The organism is Sandarakinorhabdus rubra (assembly GCF_010994245.1).
GTDB lineage: Bacteria > Pseudomonadota > Alphaproteobacteria > Sphingomonadales > Sphingomonadaceae > Sandarakinorhabdus > Sandarakinorhabdus rubra.
Window position 1 is genome coordinate 1 of sequence record NZ_WMHO01000027.1, and the last position, 16,824, is coordinate 16,824.

Consider the following 16,824-nt stretch of genomic DNA (forward strand, 5'->3'; position numbering starts at 1 on the left):
GGTGCCGCCACCAGCACCCCAAAGGGACGCTGGCGGCTCGAAGGCGAGGCATTGCCCGGCGGCGGCCAGCTGCGCCGCGATGTCGGCCAGCGGCGTCGAGGCCGGCGCGGTGAGCAGCAGTTCGGCCGGATCGTGCTGGATGGCGCCGCCGATGCCGGTCATGTCCAGCACGGCGTCGGCTGCTCCCGGCCCGATCCCGGGCTTGCTGCCGCTGCCCGTCACCGCCAGCGTCTGCCCACGCGCGGCCGCCTCGCGCACCAATGCCGCCAGTTCGTCCGGTGTGGTGGGCGCCAGCAGCATCAGAAGCGCGGCAGGTCCGGGAAGGGCAGGCGGCCGGCGTGGACATGCACGGCGTTCATCTCGGCGCAGCGGGCGAGGCTGGGGAACAATTTGCCGTGGTTGAGCAGGCCGGCGGCATCGAAGGCAACTTTCAAGCGGGACTGGACCTCCAGGTCGACCGGCCCGAACTGGTGGGGCATCAGATCGCGCTTCTCGACGCCCACGCCGTGCTCGCCGGTGAGCACGCCGCCGGCATCGACACAGGCCTTCAATATCTCGGCGCCGGCCGCTTCCGCCGCCGCGGTCTGGCCGGGCACGCTGGCATCATACATCACCAGTGGGTGCAGATTGCCGTCGCCGGCATGGAAGACATTGGCGACGCCCAGCCCATGGCGGGCGACGATGGCGCTGATTTCGGCCAGCACCGCCGCCAGTTGCCGGCGTGGGATCGTGCCATCGACGCAATAATAATCCGATGCGATGCGCCCCACCGCCGGGAAGGCCGCCTTGCGCCCGGCCCAGAACAGCAGCCGCTGCGCCTCGTCCCGGCTTTCGGCGAGATGGTTGCAGTGATGGTCGCGGGCGATGGCGGCAATGCGGGCGATCTGTTCGTCCACCTGCGCGGGGTGCCCGTCGGCCTCGGCGATCATCAGCGCCTGGGCGTGCACGGGATAGCCGGCGTTCACGAAATCCTCGGCCGCGCGGATCGCCGGCGCGTCCATCATCTCAAGGCCGGCCGGGATGATGCCGGCGGCGATGATCGCCGCCACGCATTGGCTGGCATCGGCAACCGTGGGAAAGCCCAGCAGCAGGGCGCGGGCGGTGGTGGGCCGCGGCAGGATGCGTACCGTCGCTTCGGTAACGACACCGAGCAGCCCTTCCGATCCGCAGACAAGGCCCAAGAGATCAAGCCCCGGCTGTTCCATGCCGGGCCCGCCCAGCCGCAGCACCGTGCCGTCGATCAGCACCAGCTCGACGCCCAGCAGGTTGGGGCTGGTGGTGCCATATTTGAGGCAGTGCACGCCGCCGGCATTCTCCGCGACATTGCCGCCGATCGAGCAGGCGATCTGGCTGGATGGGTCAGGCGCATAGTAAAATCCGCGCGCCGCCACCGCTTCGGACACCGCGAGGTTGGTGACACCCGGCTGCACCACCGCCACCCGGTTGTCGTAATCGACGCTGAGGATCCTGTTGAAGCGGCTCATCGCCAGCACGATGCCATCGGCCAGCGGCAGCGCCCCGCCCGACAGCGATGTGCCGGAGCCGCGCGCCACCACCTTGACGCGGTTGGCATGGCACCAGGCCAGCACAGCAGACACCTGATCCGTGGTGCGCGGCAGCACCACGGCAAGCGGGCTCTGGCGGTACATGGTCAGCCCGTCGCTGCCATAGGGCGACACACCCTCGGCATCAGCGATCACGCCATCAGACACGATCCCGGCCAGCGCGGCGGCAATCTCGGCGCGGCGGGCGATCACGGCGGCATCGGGGGCGGGCATCTGCATCATGGCTGGGCGGTCAGCTGCGCGGCATAGAGTGCCATGCGGTTTCGCACGGGCGCATCGCTGCCGGTGCTGGCCGGCAGCCCGAGCGCCGGCAGGCTGGCGCGAGCTGTGATATCGCCCTGTTCGGGATGGGCGGCGATGGCGGCAAGGATGGCCGGCAGGCGATCGACCGGCACCCGCGCCTTCAGCTCGGCCGCGACCAGCAGTGGCAGGTGCGATTGCAGCGGTTCGGTATCATACAGATCAGGCACGGCGGCGATCAGCAGCAGGTTGCGGGCGCGCTGGGCCATGTCGGGTTCGGCGGCGGGCGGCCATTTTTCGATCTGGCGCTTCACCCGGTCCAGCGCGCTGACGGTGGCGGCATCGGGCGGCGTGCTCGCCATGGGGGCAATGGCGCCGCCGGGCGCGGCCGCAATGGCCAGATCGGCGCGCGGTGCCGGTGGCCCCGGCCGAACCCAGACCAGCGCCGACAGGCCGAGCCAGGCGCCGAACATCAGGAGATACGGCCAGCGCCGCGGCAGCAGGCGCGCCACGATCAGTGTCGTCACCGCCGTCCCGGTCAGGGCCAGCAGCGCCGAGCTTGCCGCCCGCGTGCCGGTGCCGGTGAGCGCCGTCTGGATCGCCGTCGTCGCCCATTGTGCCGGCAACAGGGCCAGCAGCCAGTCCGGCAGCGTGCCGGGCATGGTGATCGCCGTCCCCAGGATTGCTGCTTCGCCAGCGACAACGAACAGCGCCATCAGCCAGCCCCTGGCGGCCAGCGACCGGGCGAACAGCACCCCGCGCGCCGTGAAGCTGAGGCTGGCGACAATCACCGCCAGGCCGGTCGAGACCGGGTGCGGCAGCGCTGGCATGCCGAGCGCGCGAGCCAGCTGGATCAGGCCCACCCCGGCGGCAAGGGCGAGGGCCAGGCCGATCCACAGCCGCCCGGCCGATGCAGCGCCGATCATGCCGACCGCCATCAGGCCAACCGCCAGCAGCGGTCCGCCGATCAGGGCCAGCGGGGCCGGGGCCGGCGCATCCTTCAGCAGCAGCATGGCCAGTGGAACGGCCAGCGCGGCCAGCAGCATGGCCAGGAAGCCGGGCATGACGGGACGGAACGGCGGCCGGGCGGCAGAGGTGGTGGCAGAGGTGGTGACGGGCATGTGCGGCAGATTGGGCGAACCGCCGGGACCTGTCGAGAGCGGTCGGCGTTGTGCCGATCAGGGAGCAGGCGGCCGCGGAAACAGGATGAAGTCGCCCTGGTTGCTGTTCACCGGGTTGCTGGCCGTCTGGCGGGCGGCGGCGGCGATGCGGGCGATGGCGTCAGGCGGCAGGGCCAGCGGATGTTCGTTCGGGTGGCTGGTGTCGCGATACCCATAGTCCTTGCCGGGCGTCGTGGTCATTTCGATGTGGGCGCCCAGCAGCGCATCGATCCTGTGGCGGCGGGCGAAGCCGGCCAGCCGGTCAGCGCTGGCAATGAAGGTCGCATACTGATCGGTCGGCACATAGATGCGGCCGGGGTAGAGCATGTCGCCCGACAGGATCAGCCGGGTCTGCGGATCGTGCACCATGATGTGGGCCGGCTCGTGGCCGGGCGTCGGGATGATGGACACCGGCCGGCCGCCAAGATCGAATATGGCGATGTCCTCGGGCCAGTTGCGGATGCCGAAGGCCTGGGCGACCTCCTGCGGCGTCAGGCCCACGACCGTGGTATCCGGACGGTTGGCAAATTCACTGTCGCCCTCATGGTGGTCGCCATGGCCATGCGAGTGGGCGACGGTCAGCGGGATACTGGTCCGCTTGTGGCTGGCCAGCCAGCCGGCGATCAGCGCCTCCACTGTCGGGCGGATGCGAAGGCCACCGGCGCCGCTGTCGATCAGAAGCGCGCGGTCGCTGCCGAACAGCAGGTAGAGGAAGGGCGCCTCGAAATTGGTGCGGATCGACTGGCGGATGACGAAGGTGTCGGCATCGATGCGCTGCACCTGGGTTTCCGGCTCGCTGGCCGTCGTGCCATTGTTCCACGGCAGGAAGCGCGGGCCGGCAGCGTCAGCCGGGGCGGCGAACGCCAGCATGATGGCGAGGATGAGTGCTGGCCGGCGCATGTCTGACCCTTTCGCTGGTGACACAGCATGGCGTTCTGCAGCGCCGGTGTCGACAGGCCGGATACCCCAGCCCAGTGGCAGTACTGGCTCAATGGCAGTGCTGGCCGGTGAAGGTGGCGATGATCGGGCAGGGGCCGCCCTTGCCGCTGGTGCATTCCTCCAACAGGCCTGCCAGCATGGCACGGGCGGCGGCGAGTTCGGCCATTTCGGCATCAAGCGCCGCTAGCCGCGTGCGTGTGAGGGTCTGTACGCGGGCACGATCGTCGCTGGCATCCAGCGCCAGCAGCTCGGCAATTTCCTTCAGGCTGAAACCAGCGCGCTGGGCGGCGCGAATGAAGCGCAGCCGCTGGATGTCGGCATCTTCATAGTAACGCACCGCGCCGTTGCCGACGGGAACCGGCATCAGCCCCTTGCGTTGATAGAACCGCACGGTTTCGACGCCCACACCGCCGGCGGCCGCCAGTCGCGCGATGGTCAGCTTGGTCATGGCTTGACTCCGTATCGTGGTACGGAGGCTATGACGCTTCCATCAGTGATTCGCAAAGGATCGTTTCGATGGATGCCCAACTGCCCCGCACGGCGCTTCTGGTGCGCATGGCCCTGCCCGATCATGTCTGCCCATGGGGCCTCAGGGCCCGCCACCTGCTGAAGTCCCACGGATATGCCTTCGAGGAGCGTCTGCTCACCAGCCGCGAGGAGGTCGAGGCGTTCAAGGCCGCGCACGGCGTAAAGACCACGCCGCAGGTTTGGATCGCCGGCCAGCGCATCGGCGGCCATGATGACCTGCGCCAGTGGCTGGGGCTGAAGCTCAATGATCCCAAGGCCCTGACCTATCGCCCGGTGATCGCGCTGTTCGGCATGGCCGGCGCCATCGCATTGGCCCTCAGCATGGCGTCGATGGGCACGCCGTTCACGCTGCACGCCGCCGAATGGTTCGTTGGGCTGGCCATGTGTCTGCTCGCCTTCCTGAAGCTGAAGGATATCGAGGGCTTTGCCACCGGCTTCCTGGGTTACGACCTGTTGGCGCGGGCCTGGCTGCCCTATGCCTATATTTATGCCTGGGCCGAAGGGCTGGCGGGTGTGCTGATGCTGTCGGGCCAACTGGTATGGCTTTCGTCGGCCGTCGCGCTGTTCATCGGCAGTGTCGGCGCCGTGTCGGTGATCAAGGCGGTCTATATCGAGAAGCGCTCCATCACCTGTGCCTGCGTGGGCGGCGGCAGCAACGTGCCGCTGGGGTTCGTCTCGCTTCTGGAGAATGTGACGATGATCACCATGGCCTTCTGGATGCTGGCACGGCATGGAGGCCTGTGATGAAGCGCCTGTTCCTGCTCCTCGCCACCCTGCTGCTGCCGGCACTGGCGCAGGCCGCCACCTATGACCTCGTGGTCGAACGCAAGGCCATGCAGATCGTGCCCGGCCGAACGGACCGGGTGATCGCCATCAACGGCACCGTGCCTGGCCCCGTCCTGCGTTTCCGCGAAGGCGAGGAGGCGGTGGTGCGCGTCACCAACAAGCTGGACGCGACCACCTCCATCCACTGGCACGGCCTGCTGGTGGATGGCGCCTATGATGGGGCACCGGGCTTCAATGGCTTCAACGGCATCGCGCCGGGCACCACCTACACCTATCGCATCCGCATCCGGCAGAGCGGCACCTATTGGTATCATGCGCACAGCGAGGGCCAGGAACAGGCCGGCCAATATGGCGCGCTGCTGATCGCCCCGAAGGGCGAAGACCCGATCAAGGCCGATGCCGAGCAAGTGCTGCTGTTTTCGGACCACACGCGCGAGGACCCGGGCCGGGTGCTCAGGAACCTGAAGAGCGACAGCGGCTATTACAACTGGAACAAGCGCACCCTGCCTGAACTGCTGAAGGACGCGAAGAAGTTCGGGATGAAGGCCACCATGGCCGAGCGGGCGGCCTGGGGCCAGATGCGCATGGACGCCACCGACATTGCCGATGTCTCGGGCTATGCCCTGCTCGCCAACGGCCAGCCCACGGCCGCGAAGCCGGTGATCGCCTTCACGCCGGGCCAGCGGCTGCGGCTGCGGCTGATCAACGGCAGCGCGATGAGCTTTGTCGATGTGCGAATCCCTGGTGTGGCCATGCAGGTGGTGGCCGCCGATGGCCGCCCGGTGCAGCCAGTGACGGTGGATGAGCTGCGCATGGGCGTGGCCGAAACCTATGATGTGATCGTTGCGCCGACCGCCGGTGCCTATGCGCTGTGGGTGGAAACGCTCGACCGCCGGGCAACGCTGCTTGCCAGCCTGACCAGCGATCCGGCGTTGTCGGTGGCTGCGCCGCCGCAGCGGCCCAAGCAGGTGCTGCTGCTGGCCGAGATGGGCCACAGCATGCCGGCGCCGGGCGAGGCGTGCAGCGCCGAGCACGCCGCGATGGGGCACTGCACTCCGGCCGGGGCAGCGCCCGCAGTCGCAGATCCCGATTGCCCACCCGAGCACGCTGCGATGGGCCATTGCACACCGAAGACGCCTGCCCCGAAGCCGGTGACCGATCCTGACTGTCCCCCGGAACACGCCGCGATGGGCCATTGCACGCCGAAGGTGCCCGCCGCCGGCCCCAATGCCGGTCCGCGTGTTGGCACTGCCGTGGCGCTGGCAGAGAAACCAGCCGGCGGCACACACTATCCGGTGGTTGATTACGGCTATGGCAAGGACCCGATGGCCGGCATGGACCATAGCAGCATGCCGGGCATGACCATGCCGGTGCTGGGCAAGGAAGGTGACACCGACGGGTCGGGCCGCGTCTTCGGTTGGGCCACCGGCGCACCCTATGGCGCGCGCGTGCTCTCCATGCGCGACCTGGTGGCGCTGGAACCCAAGGCCGCCGCGCCGCCCACGCGCGAGATCGTCATCCGCCTGCAGGGCAACATGGAGCGCTATATCTGGACGCTGAACGGCAAGAAGTTCGGCGAGGGCCCGCCCATCGACGTCAAGTTCGGGGAGCGGGTGCGGGTCACCTTCATCAACGAGACGATGATGGCCCACCCGATGCACCTGCACGGCATGTTCTTCGAGGTGGAGAATGGACAGCCACCGGGCCTGATGCCGGAAAAGAACGTGATCGTGGTGGCGCCGGGCCGCACCCAGTCCATTATCCTGACCGCCAACGAAGCCGGCGAATGGCCGCTGCACTGCCACCTTCTCTATCACATGAATTCCGGCATGATGCAGAAGCTGGTGGTCGCCAACGTGGCGTCGCCCGATGGTGCCCCCGCCATGGCGCATCACCACTGATGCGCGCACTTGCCCTTGCCGCGGCGCTGCTCGCCGCGCCCGCTGTGGCCCAGAACGCCCATGGTCATGATGGCGGCATCAACAACTTCACGCTGGTGGAGGAGGCCGACATCACCCGTTTCGATGGCAAATGGGTGGCCAACTGGGAAGCCCAGGGCTGGATCGGCAGCGACATGGACAAGTTCTGGTGGCGCACCGAAGGCGAAACCAAGGGCCCGCGGCTGGAACAGTCCGAATTCCAGGCGCTCTACAGCCGCAATGTCGCAATGTTCTTCGATCTGCAGGCCGGCCTGCGCCACGATATCCGCCCGGATGCGCGCACCTACGCCGTGGTGGGGGTGCAGGGCCTGGCGCCGCTGTTCTTCGAAACCGAGGCCCATGCCTTCTTCGGCTTCAAGGGCGACGTGCTGCTGCGGCTGCGCCAGTCGTTCGATCTCAGGATGACCAACCGGCTGGTGGTGCAGCCGTTGTTCGAGACCGACATCTACCTCACCCGCGAGCCCGAACGGCTGATTGCCCCCGGCCCGGCCATCATCGAGGCCGGGATCCTCACCCGTTACGAGGTCACCCGCCGTGTCGCGCCCTATGTGGCGGTGATGTTCGAACGGCGGCTGGGCGAATCCTCGCGGCTGGCCCGCGCCGCTGGCGAAAATCCTGGCGGCTGGTCGATCCGCACCGGCGTGCGCTTCTGGCTCTAGGACAAGCCTTCGCTTAAGCTCGCCGCTCCAGGCAAGGGGAGGCGGGCAGATGGTGAGCGGGCTGGAACCCAATCGGCGGGCGGTGCTGGGCGGGCTGCTGGCGGGCGCGGCCGCCCCGGCGCTGGCGCTCAATGCTGATCGTCCGTTGCTGCTGGCCGGCGGCGGCGTGCTGGTGGGAGACCGGGTGCAGGAAGGCGCGGCGCTGGCCATCGTGGGCGGGCGCATCGCCGCCGTCGGCGCCCAGGCCGAGATCATGCCGCAATTCCCCACCGCCGAGGTGGTGGACACGCGCGGCAAGGTGGTGATGCCCGGCCTCGTCAACTGCCATTCCCACCTCGCCGCCACGCTGGAGCGCGGCTTCAACGAGGATTTCGGCTTTCCCAACTCGGCCCGGCTCAGCGTGCGCCCGGCCAGCCTGCTGGGCCCCGAAGAGCATGTGCTGATGACCGTGATCGGCGCGCTCGAAGCCATTCGCACCGGCACCACCACGCTCGTTGAAAATGTCGCCGGCATCGCGCCCACGGCGTCCGCGCTGGCCGGCAGTGGCCTCAGGATGGTGCTGGCCGAAAGCGTGCGCGACAGCGAGAATGTGCCTGGCCCGATGGCGCCCGAGGGGTTCAGGAACAGCGTGCAGCCGGTGTTTTCCGCGGCGCGGCGGGAGGAGGGGATGCAGCGCATCGCCGATTTGTTCAGCCGCTGGCACGGGCATGACAATGGCCGCGTGATGGTGCTGCCGGCCGCGGCGCTGGCCGAAACCGCCTCGCCCGAGCTGCTGCGCGCGGTGCGCGATTTCGCCGATGTGCGCGGGCTGTCCTACACCATCCACCTCTCGCAGAGCGTCGCGGAGGTGGAGTTCATGAAGCGCTGGCACGGCGTCAGCCCGGTCAGGTTCCTCGAACGCCACGGCTTCCTGGGGCCGCGCCTGTTTGCCGCCCACTGCCGCTATGTCGATGCGGCCGACATCGCGGCGCTGGGCGCGGCGCGCATCACCGTCTCCCACCAGGCCGGCATGGCCGCCAACCGCGGCGTCATCCCGCCGATCCCCGCCTTGCGGGCCGCCGGCTGCAACATCGCCCACGGCACCGACAACAACACCACCGATGCCTTCACCGTGCTCAGAACCGCGCTGCTGACGGAACGCATCGCCCGCAACGATGATTTCCCCGGCGTGCGCCCGCAGCCCGAGGATGTGTGGGAGGATGGCACGCTGGGCGGCGCGAAGGCGCTGGGGCTGGAGCGCGAGATCGGCACGCTGGCGGTGGGCAAGAAGGCGGACCTGATCGTTGTCAACGCGCTCAAGGCCCACCTGGTGCCGGCCGGGCGGTTCCTGTCGGCCCTCGTCCACAACGGCCAGCCGTCGGACGTCGAATCGCTGATGGTCGATGGCCGCTGGGTGATGAAGGACGGCAAGGTGCTGACGCTGGACGAAGCCGCGTTGGTGGCCGAAGCCGACAAGGTGGGCCGGCGCGTCTGGGCCAAGGTGCAGGATGCCGGGCGGGTGGCAGTGCCGGGCCGGCCGGGAGTGTGAATTGTGCACATTGTGTCTGGCGATCCAGTCGCAAAGAAATTAACTTTATGTATTGGATTCTCAAATTAGGAGGAAAATAGATTGTGCTATAGATTTTTTACTTAATTCTCATCGACGGAGGTATAAATGCGCGAAGTTGATGCGATCAAGACAATTTACGGAGAGACGCTCTATCGTTCGAGGACAGAAGCGCGTTGGGCGGTATTTTTTAGTGCATTGGGTGTTTCGTTCGATTACGAGAGAACTTCAATTAATCTATCCACAGGTCAAACATACCTTCCAGATTTTTGACTGCACGACTTTAAAGCTTGGTTTGAAGTGAAGCCGGGAAACGATGCGGTTGTGACCGAGGAAGCCGGCAAAGCGCGGCGGCTTGCTGCGGATCAGCCGCATCAACGGGTATGGTTGGCAATGGGTGCGCCCAATGCGGGCGCGCCAAATATTCTGACGCTCGAAAAATGGAATGAGGGGGTTTCAATCGAAGAAATATTGTCCACACGAGAGAACCGCTATCGGCTCTTAGAGGATCGGCGTGACGAGGGTGTCTATTGGTTGCAAGCAGATTTTGTCAAAGGCGGCTTCCGCCATTCATATTCTGTTGGTGGGCCGGGCGTAAGTACCGACCATGACCGTCTTCCATTGCTACATCGTCGTGTGGCTGCTGCCTATGAGGCTGCTGAAGTCCATCGCTTCGAATGACGTGAATTTGCGGCGCTCGTATTCTAGGGACACTGTACGGAATATCCACCGTCAGAGCGAGCGGAACACTGCTCGGCGCGGCTGGAGTTGACATGGGAAACCCGGAATGCCCGTTCTGGAGGCTCTTGTTCTTCCGACACCGCCACCCCGAGCCCTGCTTGCCAGCCTCACCGATTGGCGAGCGGATAGAGCGTCAGCATGGTCATCCGCTGATTGACCGGGAAGCGCCGGATGATGACGCCGCGGCTCTCCAGTTCGCCGGCTTCGATCCGCTGTATGGCTGTCCGCGTGTCCGCAAGGTCGCTGGCCGACAGCCAGGGGGCCTGCGGCGGGGCATCGTTGCGGCAGCAGTGCGCGCCATAGAGCCGGGCATCGGGGGGCAGCATCGCCAGCAGCCGGTTGATGGTCTCGACATAGGTCGACAGGCTGGCATCCGGCACGAAGGCATAGAGCGTTGTCGGATAGAGGAAATCGCCGGTGTAGAGGCGCTTGCCGGCCGGCTCCCAGATCGAGACGGAGCTGGTGGTGTGGCCGGGCGTCGACAGGACCATGACCGAGCGGCCGCCCAGGTCGATTCTGGCGCCGGGCCTGATCCATTCGCTCACCGTGAACGCCACCGGTGACCAGCGCTGATATTGATAGCGACCGAGCTGCACCTGGTTGCTATCGGCGCGCGCCCGGGTTTCCGGCAAGTCGACAAGGGCGATGTTGCGGAAATGACCAAGGCCATTGGTGTGGTCATAATGGAGGTGGCTGGGGATGACGGTGACCGGCAGCGGCGTGAGGCCGGCGACGACGCGGGCAAGATCGTGCTCGCGCGTCGCGCCGCTGTCGATCAGCAGCGCGCGGCGCGTGCCGACCAGCAGATATTCGTAATTGTCGGGATCATTGGCCGGCTCGCCGATCGCCCAGGTGCCCGGCGCAATCTGCTCGACCCGCCAGTGGCCATCGACAACGACGCCCGCCGCCTTGCCGGGGCGCGGCAGGAACTGCGCCGGGTTGGCCGCAGCGGGCATGATGTCGACGCCGGCAACCGCGCTGGCCATGAGCAGCTCGGAAAAGCCGAAGGGCAGGGCCGCGAACGCGAGGGCAGCCGCGCCCGCAGCAACTGCCAGCCAGCCCTTCAGCCTTCGTCTTTGCATGAGATCCCTCCCTGCCGCAGCCTTGCCGGGCCGCGCGTGCGCTGTCCACCTGCTCGGCGTGCCGACTGCAGCCGGGATGATCCTGGAGAGAGCGCAGTCCGGGTGCCGATCAACGGTCACCTGCGAAACTGCGTGGTGCGGTCAAGAAGACTCGAACTTCCACGGCCTTTCGGCCACAACGACCTCAACGTTGCGCGTCTACCAATTCCGCCATGACCGCACACGAGGGAATGGGGCACGTTTGCGCCCCTTCGGCAGGATGGCGCGGGTAGCAGGGGAGGGCTTGGCGTGCAAGCCCCTCCCCGCCGCTGCGCCGACTTAGTTGTATTTGCGCAGTTCGTTCTTGGCGATGGCCTGGCGGTGCACCTCATCCGGGCCGTCGGCCAGCCTGAGCGTGCGCTGGCCCGCATAGCCGCTGGCCAGCCCATAATCCTGGCACACGCCGCCGCCGCCATGGGCCTGGATGGCGTGATCGTGGATCAGGCAGCTCATGTTGGGCGCCACCACCTTGATCATCGCGATCTCGTTGGCCGCCGCCTTGTTGCCCACCGTGTCCATCATGTAGGCGGCCTTCAGCGTGAGCAGGCGGGCCTGTTCGATGGCGATGCGGCTGTCGGCGATGCGCTCGTGCCACAGGCTGTGCTCGGAGATCGGCTTGCCGAAGGCGACGCGGCTCTTCAGGCGCTTGACCATCTTTTCGAGCGCGCGTTCCGCCGCGCCGATGGAGCGCATGCAGTGGTGGATGCGGCCCGGGCCAAGGCGCCCCTGCGCGATCTCGAAACCGCGGCCTTCGCCCAGGATGATGTTGCTGGCCGGCACGCGGACATTGTCGAGAATCACCTCGAAATGGCCGTGCGGGGCATCATCGAAGCCGAAGACGTTCAGCGGCCGCAGCTTGGTGATGCCCTTGGCGTCGAGCGGCACCAGGATCTGGCTCTGCTGCTGGTGGCGCGGCGCGCTCGGGTCGGTTTTGCCCATCACGATGGCGACCTTGCAGCGCGGATCACCCACGCCCGAGGACCACCATTTGCGGCCGTTGATCACATATTCATCGCCGTCGCGCACGATCGACGTCTCGATGTTGGTGGCATCCGAAGAGGCCACCGCCGGCTCGGTCATCAGGAAGGCGGAGCGGATCTCGCCATCCATCAGCGGGCGCAGCCACTGGCGCTTCTGTTCCTCGGTGCCATAGGTGCGCAGCACCTCCATGTTGCCGGTGTCGGGCGCGGAGCAGTTGAACACTTCCGATGACCAGCCGGCGCGGCCCATCTCCTCGGCCAGCGGGGCATATTCGAGGTTGGTGAGGCCCGGCCCCTTCCATTCGCCGACATCATGATCGCAAATGTTGAGGAACAGGTTCCACAGCCCGGCGGCGCGCGCCTTGGGCTTCAGTTCCTCGATCACCGGGATCACCTTCCAGCGTTCCCCCTCCTGCAACTCCTGCTGGAAGCGGGCTTCGTTGGGATAGATATGCTCATCCATGAAGGCGCGCAGGCGTTCGATCAGGCCCTTGGTCTTGTCGCTATATTCGAAATGCATGGCGCATCTTCCCCTTCGTGGATCTTTCAAGGAGCACGCTGTCATGCCGGGACCGGCTTGGCCACTGGCAAAATGGAAAGACGCGCGGCTTTGCGCAGGGCCGGCAGGCGCCAAGGCTCAATCGGGCAGCGCCGCCACATAGGCGCGCACCACCCGCGCGGAATTGACCGCCGCCAGATGTCCGAACACCGCCAGCTGGTTGCGGTTCGGATCGGCGCCGGCAAGGTCGGACAGGCTGCGGAACACGATGGCCGGCACCTGGTTGGCATAGGCCACCTGCATGACGGCAGCGCTTTCCATGTCGAGCACGCGCGCCCCCCAGGCCTTGTGCAGATAGCGACGGAACTCGGCATTGTCGGCATAGATGCCGGCGGTCACCCCGGTGCCCCCGATGGCGATGCGCGGGTTTCGTGGCAGGCACAGCGCCGAACCGGCTGCCATTGCGGTCATGGCCGGCACGCAGCGATCGAGCGTCACCTTCGGCACCACCTGCCGGGCCAGAGCCAGCAGATCGGGATCGACCGGGAACCGGTAGATGCGCCGCGGCGGGCTGGCGTCGTTTGCCACCACGGTGCCGCGCGGATGGAGGAGGAACCAGTTGGCGGGCGCCTCGGCATCCACCTCATGCGGCGGGGCCCAGCCTTTGCCGGCGCGGCGCGCGAACGAGCCTTCCAGATATTGCCCCCAATCTTCGGCCACCAGCACATCGCCGATGGCCAGGCCCGGATCGACCCCGCCGGCGATGCCCGAAAACACGATGCGGCGGACTGCGAAGCGATCAAGCACCAGTTGCGTGTTCATCGCGGCGTTGACCACGCTGACCCCTGACTGCATCAGCACCACCGGCTTGCCGGCCAGCGTGCCGGTGAGGAGCAGGCTGCCATTGATGCGGTGCTCGCGGGCCTGCTCGATGCTGTCCACCAGTGCCACCCATTCCGGCTGGTAGGCCGTCATCACCACGGTTCGCAGCACGTCGTCCAGCTTCTGGGCCTGCGCCGGAAGGGCGGCCAACAGGCCCAGAACCATGATCATGATGCGGATCATGCGGCACCCATCCAGGCAAAGCGCGCCACGAACAGCGCGGCCAGCAGCAGCAGGAACCAGTCGGCCCGGCGCGCCTCGCCGCTCGCCAGCTTGAACAGCGCATGGGCGGCGATGCCGAAGGCGATGCCGTTGGCGATGGAGAAGGTGAAGGGGATCAGCGCCACGGTCAGGAACGCCGGGATGGCCTGCATCGGCTTGTCCCACGCCACTTCGGCGAGCGGCAGCAGCATGAGCCCGCCCACCATGATCAGTGCCGGCGCGGTGGCGGCCAGTGGCACGAGGCTCGCATAGGGCGCGACCAGCATGGTGGCGAGGAACAGCAGGCCCGTCACCACCGCCGTCAGCCCGGTGCGCCCGCCGGCCTGCACCCCGGCGGCGCTTTCGACATAGGAGGTGACCGTGCTGGTGCCGGCAACCGCGCCGGCCATGGCGGCGACGGCATCGGTGGTGAGGATGCGGTTCAGCCCGGCGATCCTGCCGTCCGCATCCATCAGTCCGGCGCGCTTGCTCACCGCCACCAGCGTACCGACATTGTCGAACAGATCGACGAACAGGAACACGAAGACGATCTCCAGAAGGCCGATGCCTTGCGTCGCCGACAGGTTGAAGACGCCGGCCACATCGAGCTGGAGGAAGGTGCCGGCAATGGCATCGAGGCGGTAGGGCTGGGTGGGCAGGCTGGTCTGCCCGGTCACGAAGGCGATGAGCGTGGTGAGCGCGATGCCGATGAGGATGGCGGCGCGCACGTTCCACAGGCTCAGGATCCCCATCACGCCAAGGCCGAACAGGGCGAGCGCCGGGGTGGGCGCAGTCAACGCTCCCAGCCCCACCAGCGTGGCCGGATTGGCAACGATGATGCCGGCATCCTTCAGGCCGATGAAGCCCACGAACAGCCCGATGCCGCCGGCGATGGCGGCAAACAGATGCGGCGGAATGGCCGCGATGATGAGCTGGCGCACACCCGTCAGCGTGAGCACCAGGAAGGCGACGCCCGACAGGAATACGCAGCCCAGCGCCACCGGCCAGGGCACGCCCATCTGCTGCACCACGGTGAAGGTGAAATAGGCGTTGAGCCCCATGCCCGGCGCCAGCGCCAGCGGCACGTTGGCCGCCAGCCCCATCAGGATGGAGGCAAGGCCGGCGGCAAGGCAGGTGGCGGCGGCCACGGCGGCCACCGGCATCCCGGCCTGGCCCAGGATCGCCGGGTTGACCAGCACGATATAGGCCATGGTGAGGAAGGTGGTGACGCCGGCCAGCACCTCGGTGCGGGCGCTGCTGCCGCGTTCGACAAGGCGGAACTGGCGTTCGAGAAGACGTGCGGTCACGGCAGTTGCGGCTTTCGGGATGATCTTGCCTTGAACCCTGCGGGCCTCACCCAGTCGGCGGATAGGGGGCCCGCGTCCATACGCAATCAGGGCCGGGGAAGCCGCCCTGCCAAGCCCGGCTCAGGCGAACATTTCGGTGTCGATGGAGCGCTGCATCGCTTCCGGGTAGCGACTGCCGGCGACCGTGTGGCGGTTCACCACCTCATCCACGCGCGCCACGGTGGCGGCATCGGGCAGCCAATCGGCGCGGGCGAAATTCTCCTCGAGATGGCTGATGTTGGCTGTGCCCGGAATGACGACGATGTGGCTGCCGCGCGCCAGCACCCAGCCGAGCGCAAGCTGTGCCGGGGTGACACCCACATCATTGGCAATGGCCGCGAACCGGGCGATCAGCCGCTGGTTGCTGATCCAGTTCTCCCCCTGGAAGCGCGGCATGGCGCGGCGCATGTCGTTTTCGGCCAGCGCCGCCGGATCGGGCACGCCGCCGGCCAGCGCGCCGCGGCCGACGGGGGAGAAGGCGACAAATGTGGTGCCGAGGTCAGCACAGGCATCGAGCACGGCGATTTCGGCTTCGCGGGTCCAGGGGGAGTATTCGGTCTGCATGGCCGCCACCGGATGCACGGCGGCCGCCCGGCGCAACGTGTCGGCGGACATTTCGGAAAGGCCGATGGCGCCGATCTTGCCGGCCTTCACGGCCTCGGCCAGGACCGCCATCGATTCCTCGATGGGCACGGTGACATCGCGGCGGTGCATGTAATAGAGATCGATATGATCGGTCTGCAGCGCCGCCAGGCTGGCGTCGAGCGCGGCGGTGATGGCGGCGGGGGAACAATCGATGCGGCGCCTGTCGCCATCGGCGATGATGCCGCACTTGGAGGCGAGGAAATATTCGCGCCGCCGGCCCCTCAATGCTTCACCGATCAGCGCCTCGTTGTGGCCAAGGCCATAGAGCCGCGCCGTGTCCAGGTGATCATAGCCCAGATCAAGCGCGCGATTGAGCAGCGCCACAGACGTGGCCCGGTCTGGCGCACGGCCATAGCCGTGCGAGAGCGACATGCAGCCCAGCCCCACCGCCGCGACACTTCGCCCGCCCAACATTCGTCTGATCGTCATGCGCGCTCCAAGGATCATCGAACGCCGGGCAGGGCCGACGGCGCTGCCTGCGCAACGCGTTGAGGGCTGGTGCCGGCTGAGGGGATCGAACCCCCGACCTTCGGTTTACAAAACCGCTGCACTACCGCTGTGCTAAGCCGGCCCGGGCGCCCTGATAGCGCCGCGGGCCGGCCTCAGCAATGGCAGCAGTGCGCCGCTCAGCGCGCCTGCGCGGCAGGTGGGGCCGGGTCGGGCAGGGCCTTGGCGCCGAGATCGTCGCTGTCGACATATTTGAGGTCGCCGCGCTTCTTCTCATATTCCGCGGCCGTGGACGCCGACAGGTTGGGCCGCCCGACCATTATGCCCATCTTGATAGTGCATTTGACATAGCTGGTCTCGCCGGCCTTCACCTCGACCGACAGGCGGTCCTTGGCTTCGCTCTTGGCGTTGAACTCGTGGGTGCCGGGCGGCAGGGCCATCAGGAAATAATGGCCGGCGCCCAGCGCGCTGATGCGCTCGGCGCCCAGGTTGACGCCGCAGCCCATGCCGCTGCCGACCACCGTGCCCGATCGCCAGAACAGGACCTGCCCCTGACCCTCCGGCGGGGCGGGCAGGCTGGCGGGGGCCGGGCGGCCCTC

Annotated in this window: 16 protein-coding genes and 2 tRNA genes; 5 read left to right on the top strand and 13 right to left on the bottom strand. The window is 67.3% G+C overall.

Translation table 11 applies throughout. The annotated features are described in order from the left end of the window. The 5 genes from GJV64_RS03125 to GJV64_RS03145 all read right to left on the bottom strand — a co-directional run. Positions 1-300 (bottom strand): FAD-binding protein (locus GJV64_RS03125; RefSeq protein ID WP_164155828.1); only part of this gene is annotated, 300 nt, incomplete at its 3' end. Further along, the gene (locus GJV64_RS03130) at positions 300-1,784 is read right to left on the bottom strand and encodes an FAD-linked oxidase C-terminal domain-containing protein (protein ID WP_164155841.1); all 1,485 of its coding nucleotides are present in this window, start codon (positions 1,782-1,784) and stop codon (positions 300-302) included. The genes GJV64_RS03125 and GJV64_RS03130, both read right to left, overlap by 1 nt. After that, a complete protein-coding gene (locus GJV64_RS03135) occupies positions 1,784-2,926 on the bottom strand; it encodes a hypothetical protein (RefSeq protein WP_235927574.1) in 1,143 nt (380 codons plus the stop codon). Before GJV64_RS03135 ends, GJV64_RS03130 begins: the two co-directional genes overlap by 1 nt. Before the next feature lie 57 nt (positions 2,927-2,983). Beyond that, a complete protein-coding gene (locus GJV64_RS03140; RefSeq protein WP_164155829.1) occupies positions 2,984-3,865 on the bottom strand; it encodes an MBL fold metallo-hydrolase in 882 nt (293 codons plus the stop codon). 88 nt (positions 3,866-3,953) lie between these two features. Beyond that, positions 3,954-4,352, bottom strand: coding sequence for a MerR family transcriptional regulator (locus GJV64_RS03145; RefSeq protein ID WP_164155830.1), 399 nt, complete (start codon positions 4,350-4,352; stop codon positions 3,954-3,956). A gap of 68 nt (positions 4,353-4,420) precedes the next feature. Here GJV64_RS03145 and GJV64_RS03150 point away from each other — a divergent pair, with 68 nt between their 5' ends. From GJV64_RS03150 to GJV64_RS03170, 5 genes are all read left to right on the top strand, one after another. Beyond that, complete coding sequence (locus GJV64_RS03150; protein ID WP_164155831.1) at positions 4,421-5,176, top strand: MauE/DoxX family redox-associated membrane protein; 756 nt, start codon at positions 4,421-4,423, stop codon at positions 5,174-5,176. Further along, positions 5,176-7,119, top strand: a complete 1,944-nt coding sequence (locus GJV64_RS03155; RefSeq protein WP_164155832.1) for a multicopper oxidase domain-containing protein — start codon at positions 5,176-5,178, stop codon at positions 7,117-7,119. Before GJV64_RS03150 ends, GJV64_RS03155 begins: the two co-directional genes overlap by 1 nt. Then, complete coding sequence (locus GJV64_RS03160; RefSeq protein ID WP_164155833.1) at positions 7,119-7,817, top strand: copper resistance protein B; 699 nt, start codon at positions 7,119-7,121, stop codon at positions 7,815-7,817. Before GJV64_RS03155 ends, GJV64_RS03160 begins: the two co-directional genes overlap by 1 nt. 49 nt (positions 7,818-7,866) lie before the next feature. Next, positions 7,867-9,345, top strand: coding sequence for an amidohydrolase family protein (locus GJV64_RS03165; RefSeq protein ID WP_164155834.1), 1,479 nt, complete (start codon positions 7,867-7,869; stop codon positions 9,343-9,345). Positions 9,346-9,687: 342 nt separating this feature from the next. Beyond that, positions 9,688-10,044 carry a hypothetical protein gene (locus tag GJV64_RS03170; RefSeq protein WP_164155835.1) on the top strand — a complete coding sequence of 119 codons (357 nt, stop codon included), beginning with the start codon at positions 9,688-9,690 and terminating at the stop codon, positions 10,042-10,044. A 167-nt stretch (positions 10,045-10,211) separates the two neighbouring features. On the opposite strand, the gene GJV64_RS03175 is transcribed toward GJV64_RS03170, so the two are convergent. From GJV64_RS03175 to GJV64_RS03210, 8 genes are all read right to left on the bottom strand, one after another. Beyond that, positions 10,212-11,186 (bottom strand): MBL fold metallo-hydrolase, encoded by a 975-nt coding sequence (locus GJV64_RS03175; RefSeq protein ID WP_164155836.1) that lies wholly within the window; start codon positions 11,184-11,186, stop codon positions 10,212-10,214. 133 nt (positions 11,187-11,319) lie between these two features. Continuing rightward, a tRNA-Leu gene (locus GJV64_RS03180) sits at positions 11,320-11,406 on the bottom strand. A 98-nt stretch (positions 11,407-11,504) separates the two neighbouring features. Beyond that, positions 11,505-12,725 (bottom strand): acyl-CoA dehydrogenase family protein, encoded by a 1,221-nt coding sequence (locus GJV64_RS03185; protein ID WP_164155837.1) that lies wholly within the window; start codon positions 12,723-12,725, stop codon positions 11,505-11,507. Between the two features lie 117 nt (positions 12,726-12,842). Further along, complete coding sequence (locus GJV64_RS03190) at positions 12,843-13,769, bottom strand: 5'-methylthioadenosine/S-adenosylhomocysteine nucleosidase (protein WP_164155838.1); 927 nt, start codon at positions 13,767-13,769, stop codon at positions 12,843-12,845. Continuing rightward, a complete protein-coding gene (locus tag GJV64_RS03195; RefSeq protein ID WP_235927575.1) occupies positions 13,766-15,094 on the bottom strand; it encodes an NCS2 family permease in 1,329 nt (442 codons plus the stop codon). Before GJV64_RS03195 ends, GJV64_RS03190 begins: the two co-directional genes overlap by 4 nt. 120 nt (positions 15,095-15,214) lie before the next feature. Then, a complete protein-coding gene (locus GJV64_RS03200; protein ID WP_164155839.1) occupies positions 15,215-16,207 on the bottom strand; it encodes an aldo/keto reductase in 993 nt (330 codons plus the stop codon). Between the two features lie 67 nt (positions 16,208-16,274). After that, positions 16,275-16,349, bottom strand: a tRNA-Thr gene (locus tag GJV64_RS03205). Between the two features lie 55 nt (positions 16,350-16,404). Further along, on the bottom strand, positions 16,405-16,824 hold a 420-nt coding region (locus tag GJV64_RS03210), incomplete at its 5' end, for a DUF2846 domain-containing protein (RefSeq protein WP_164155840.1).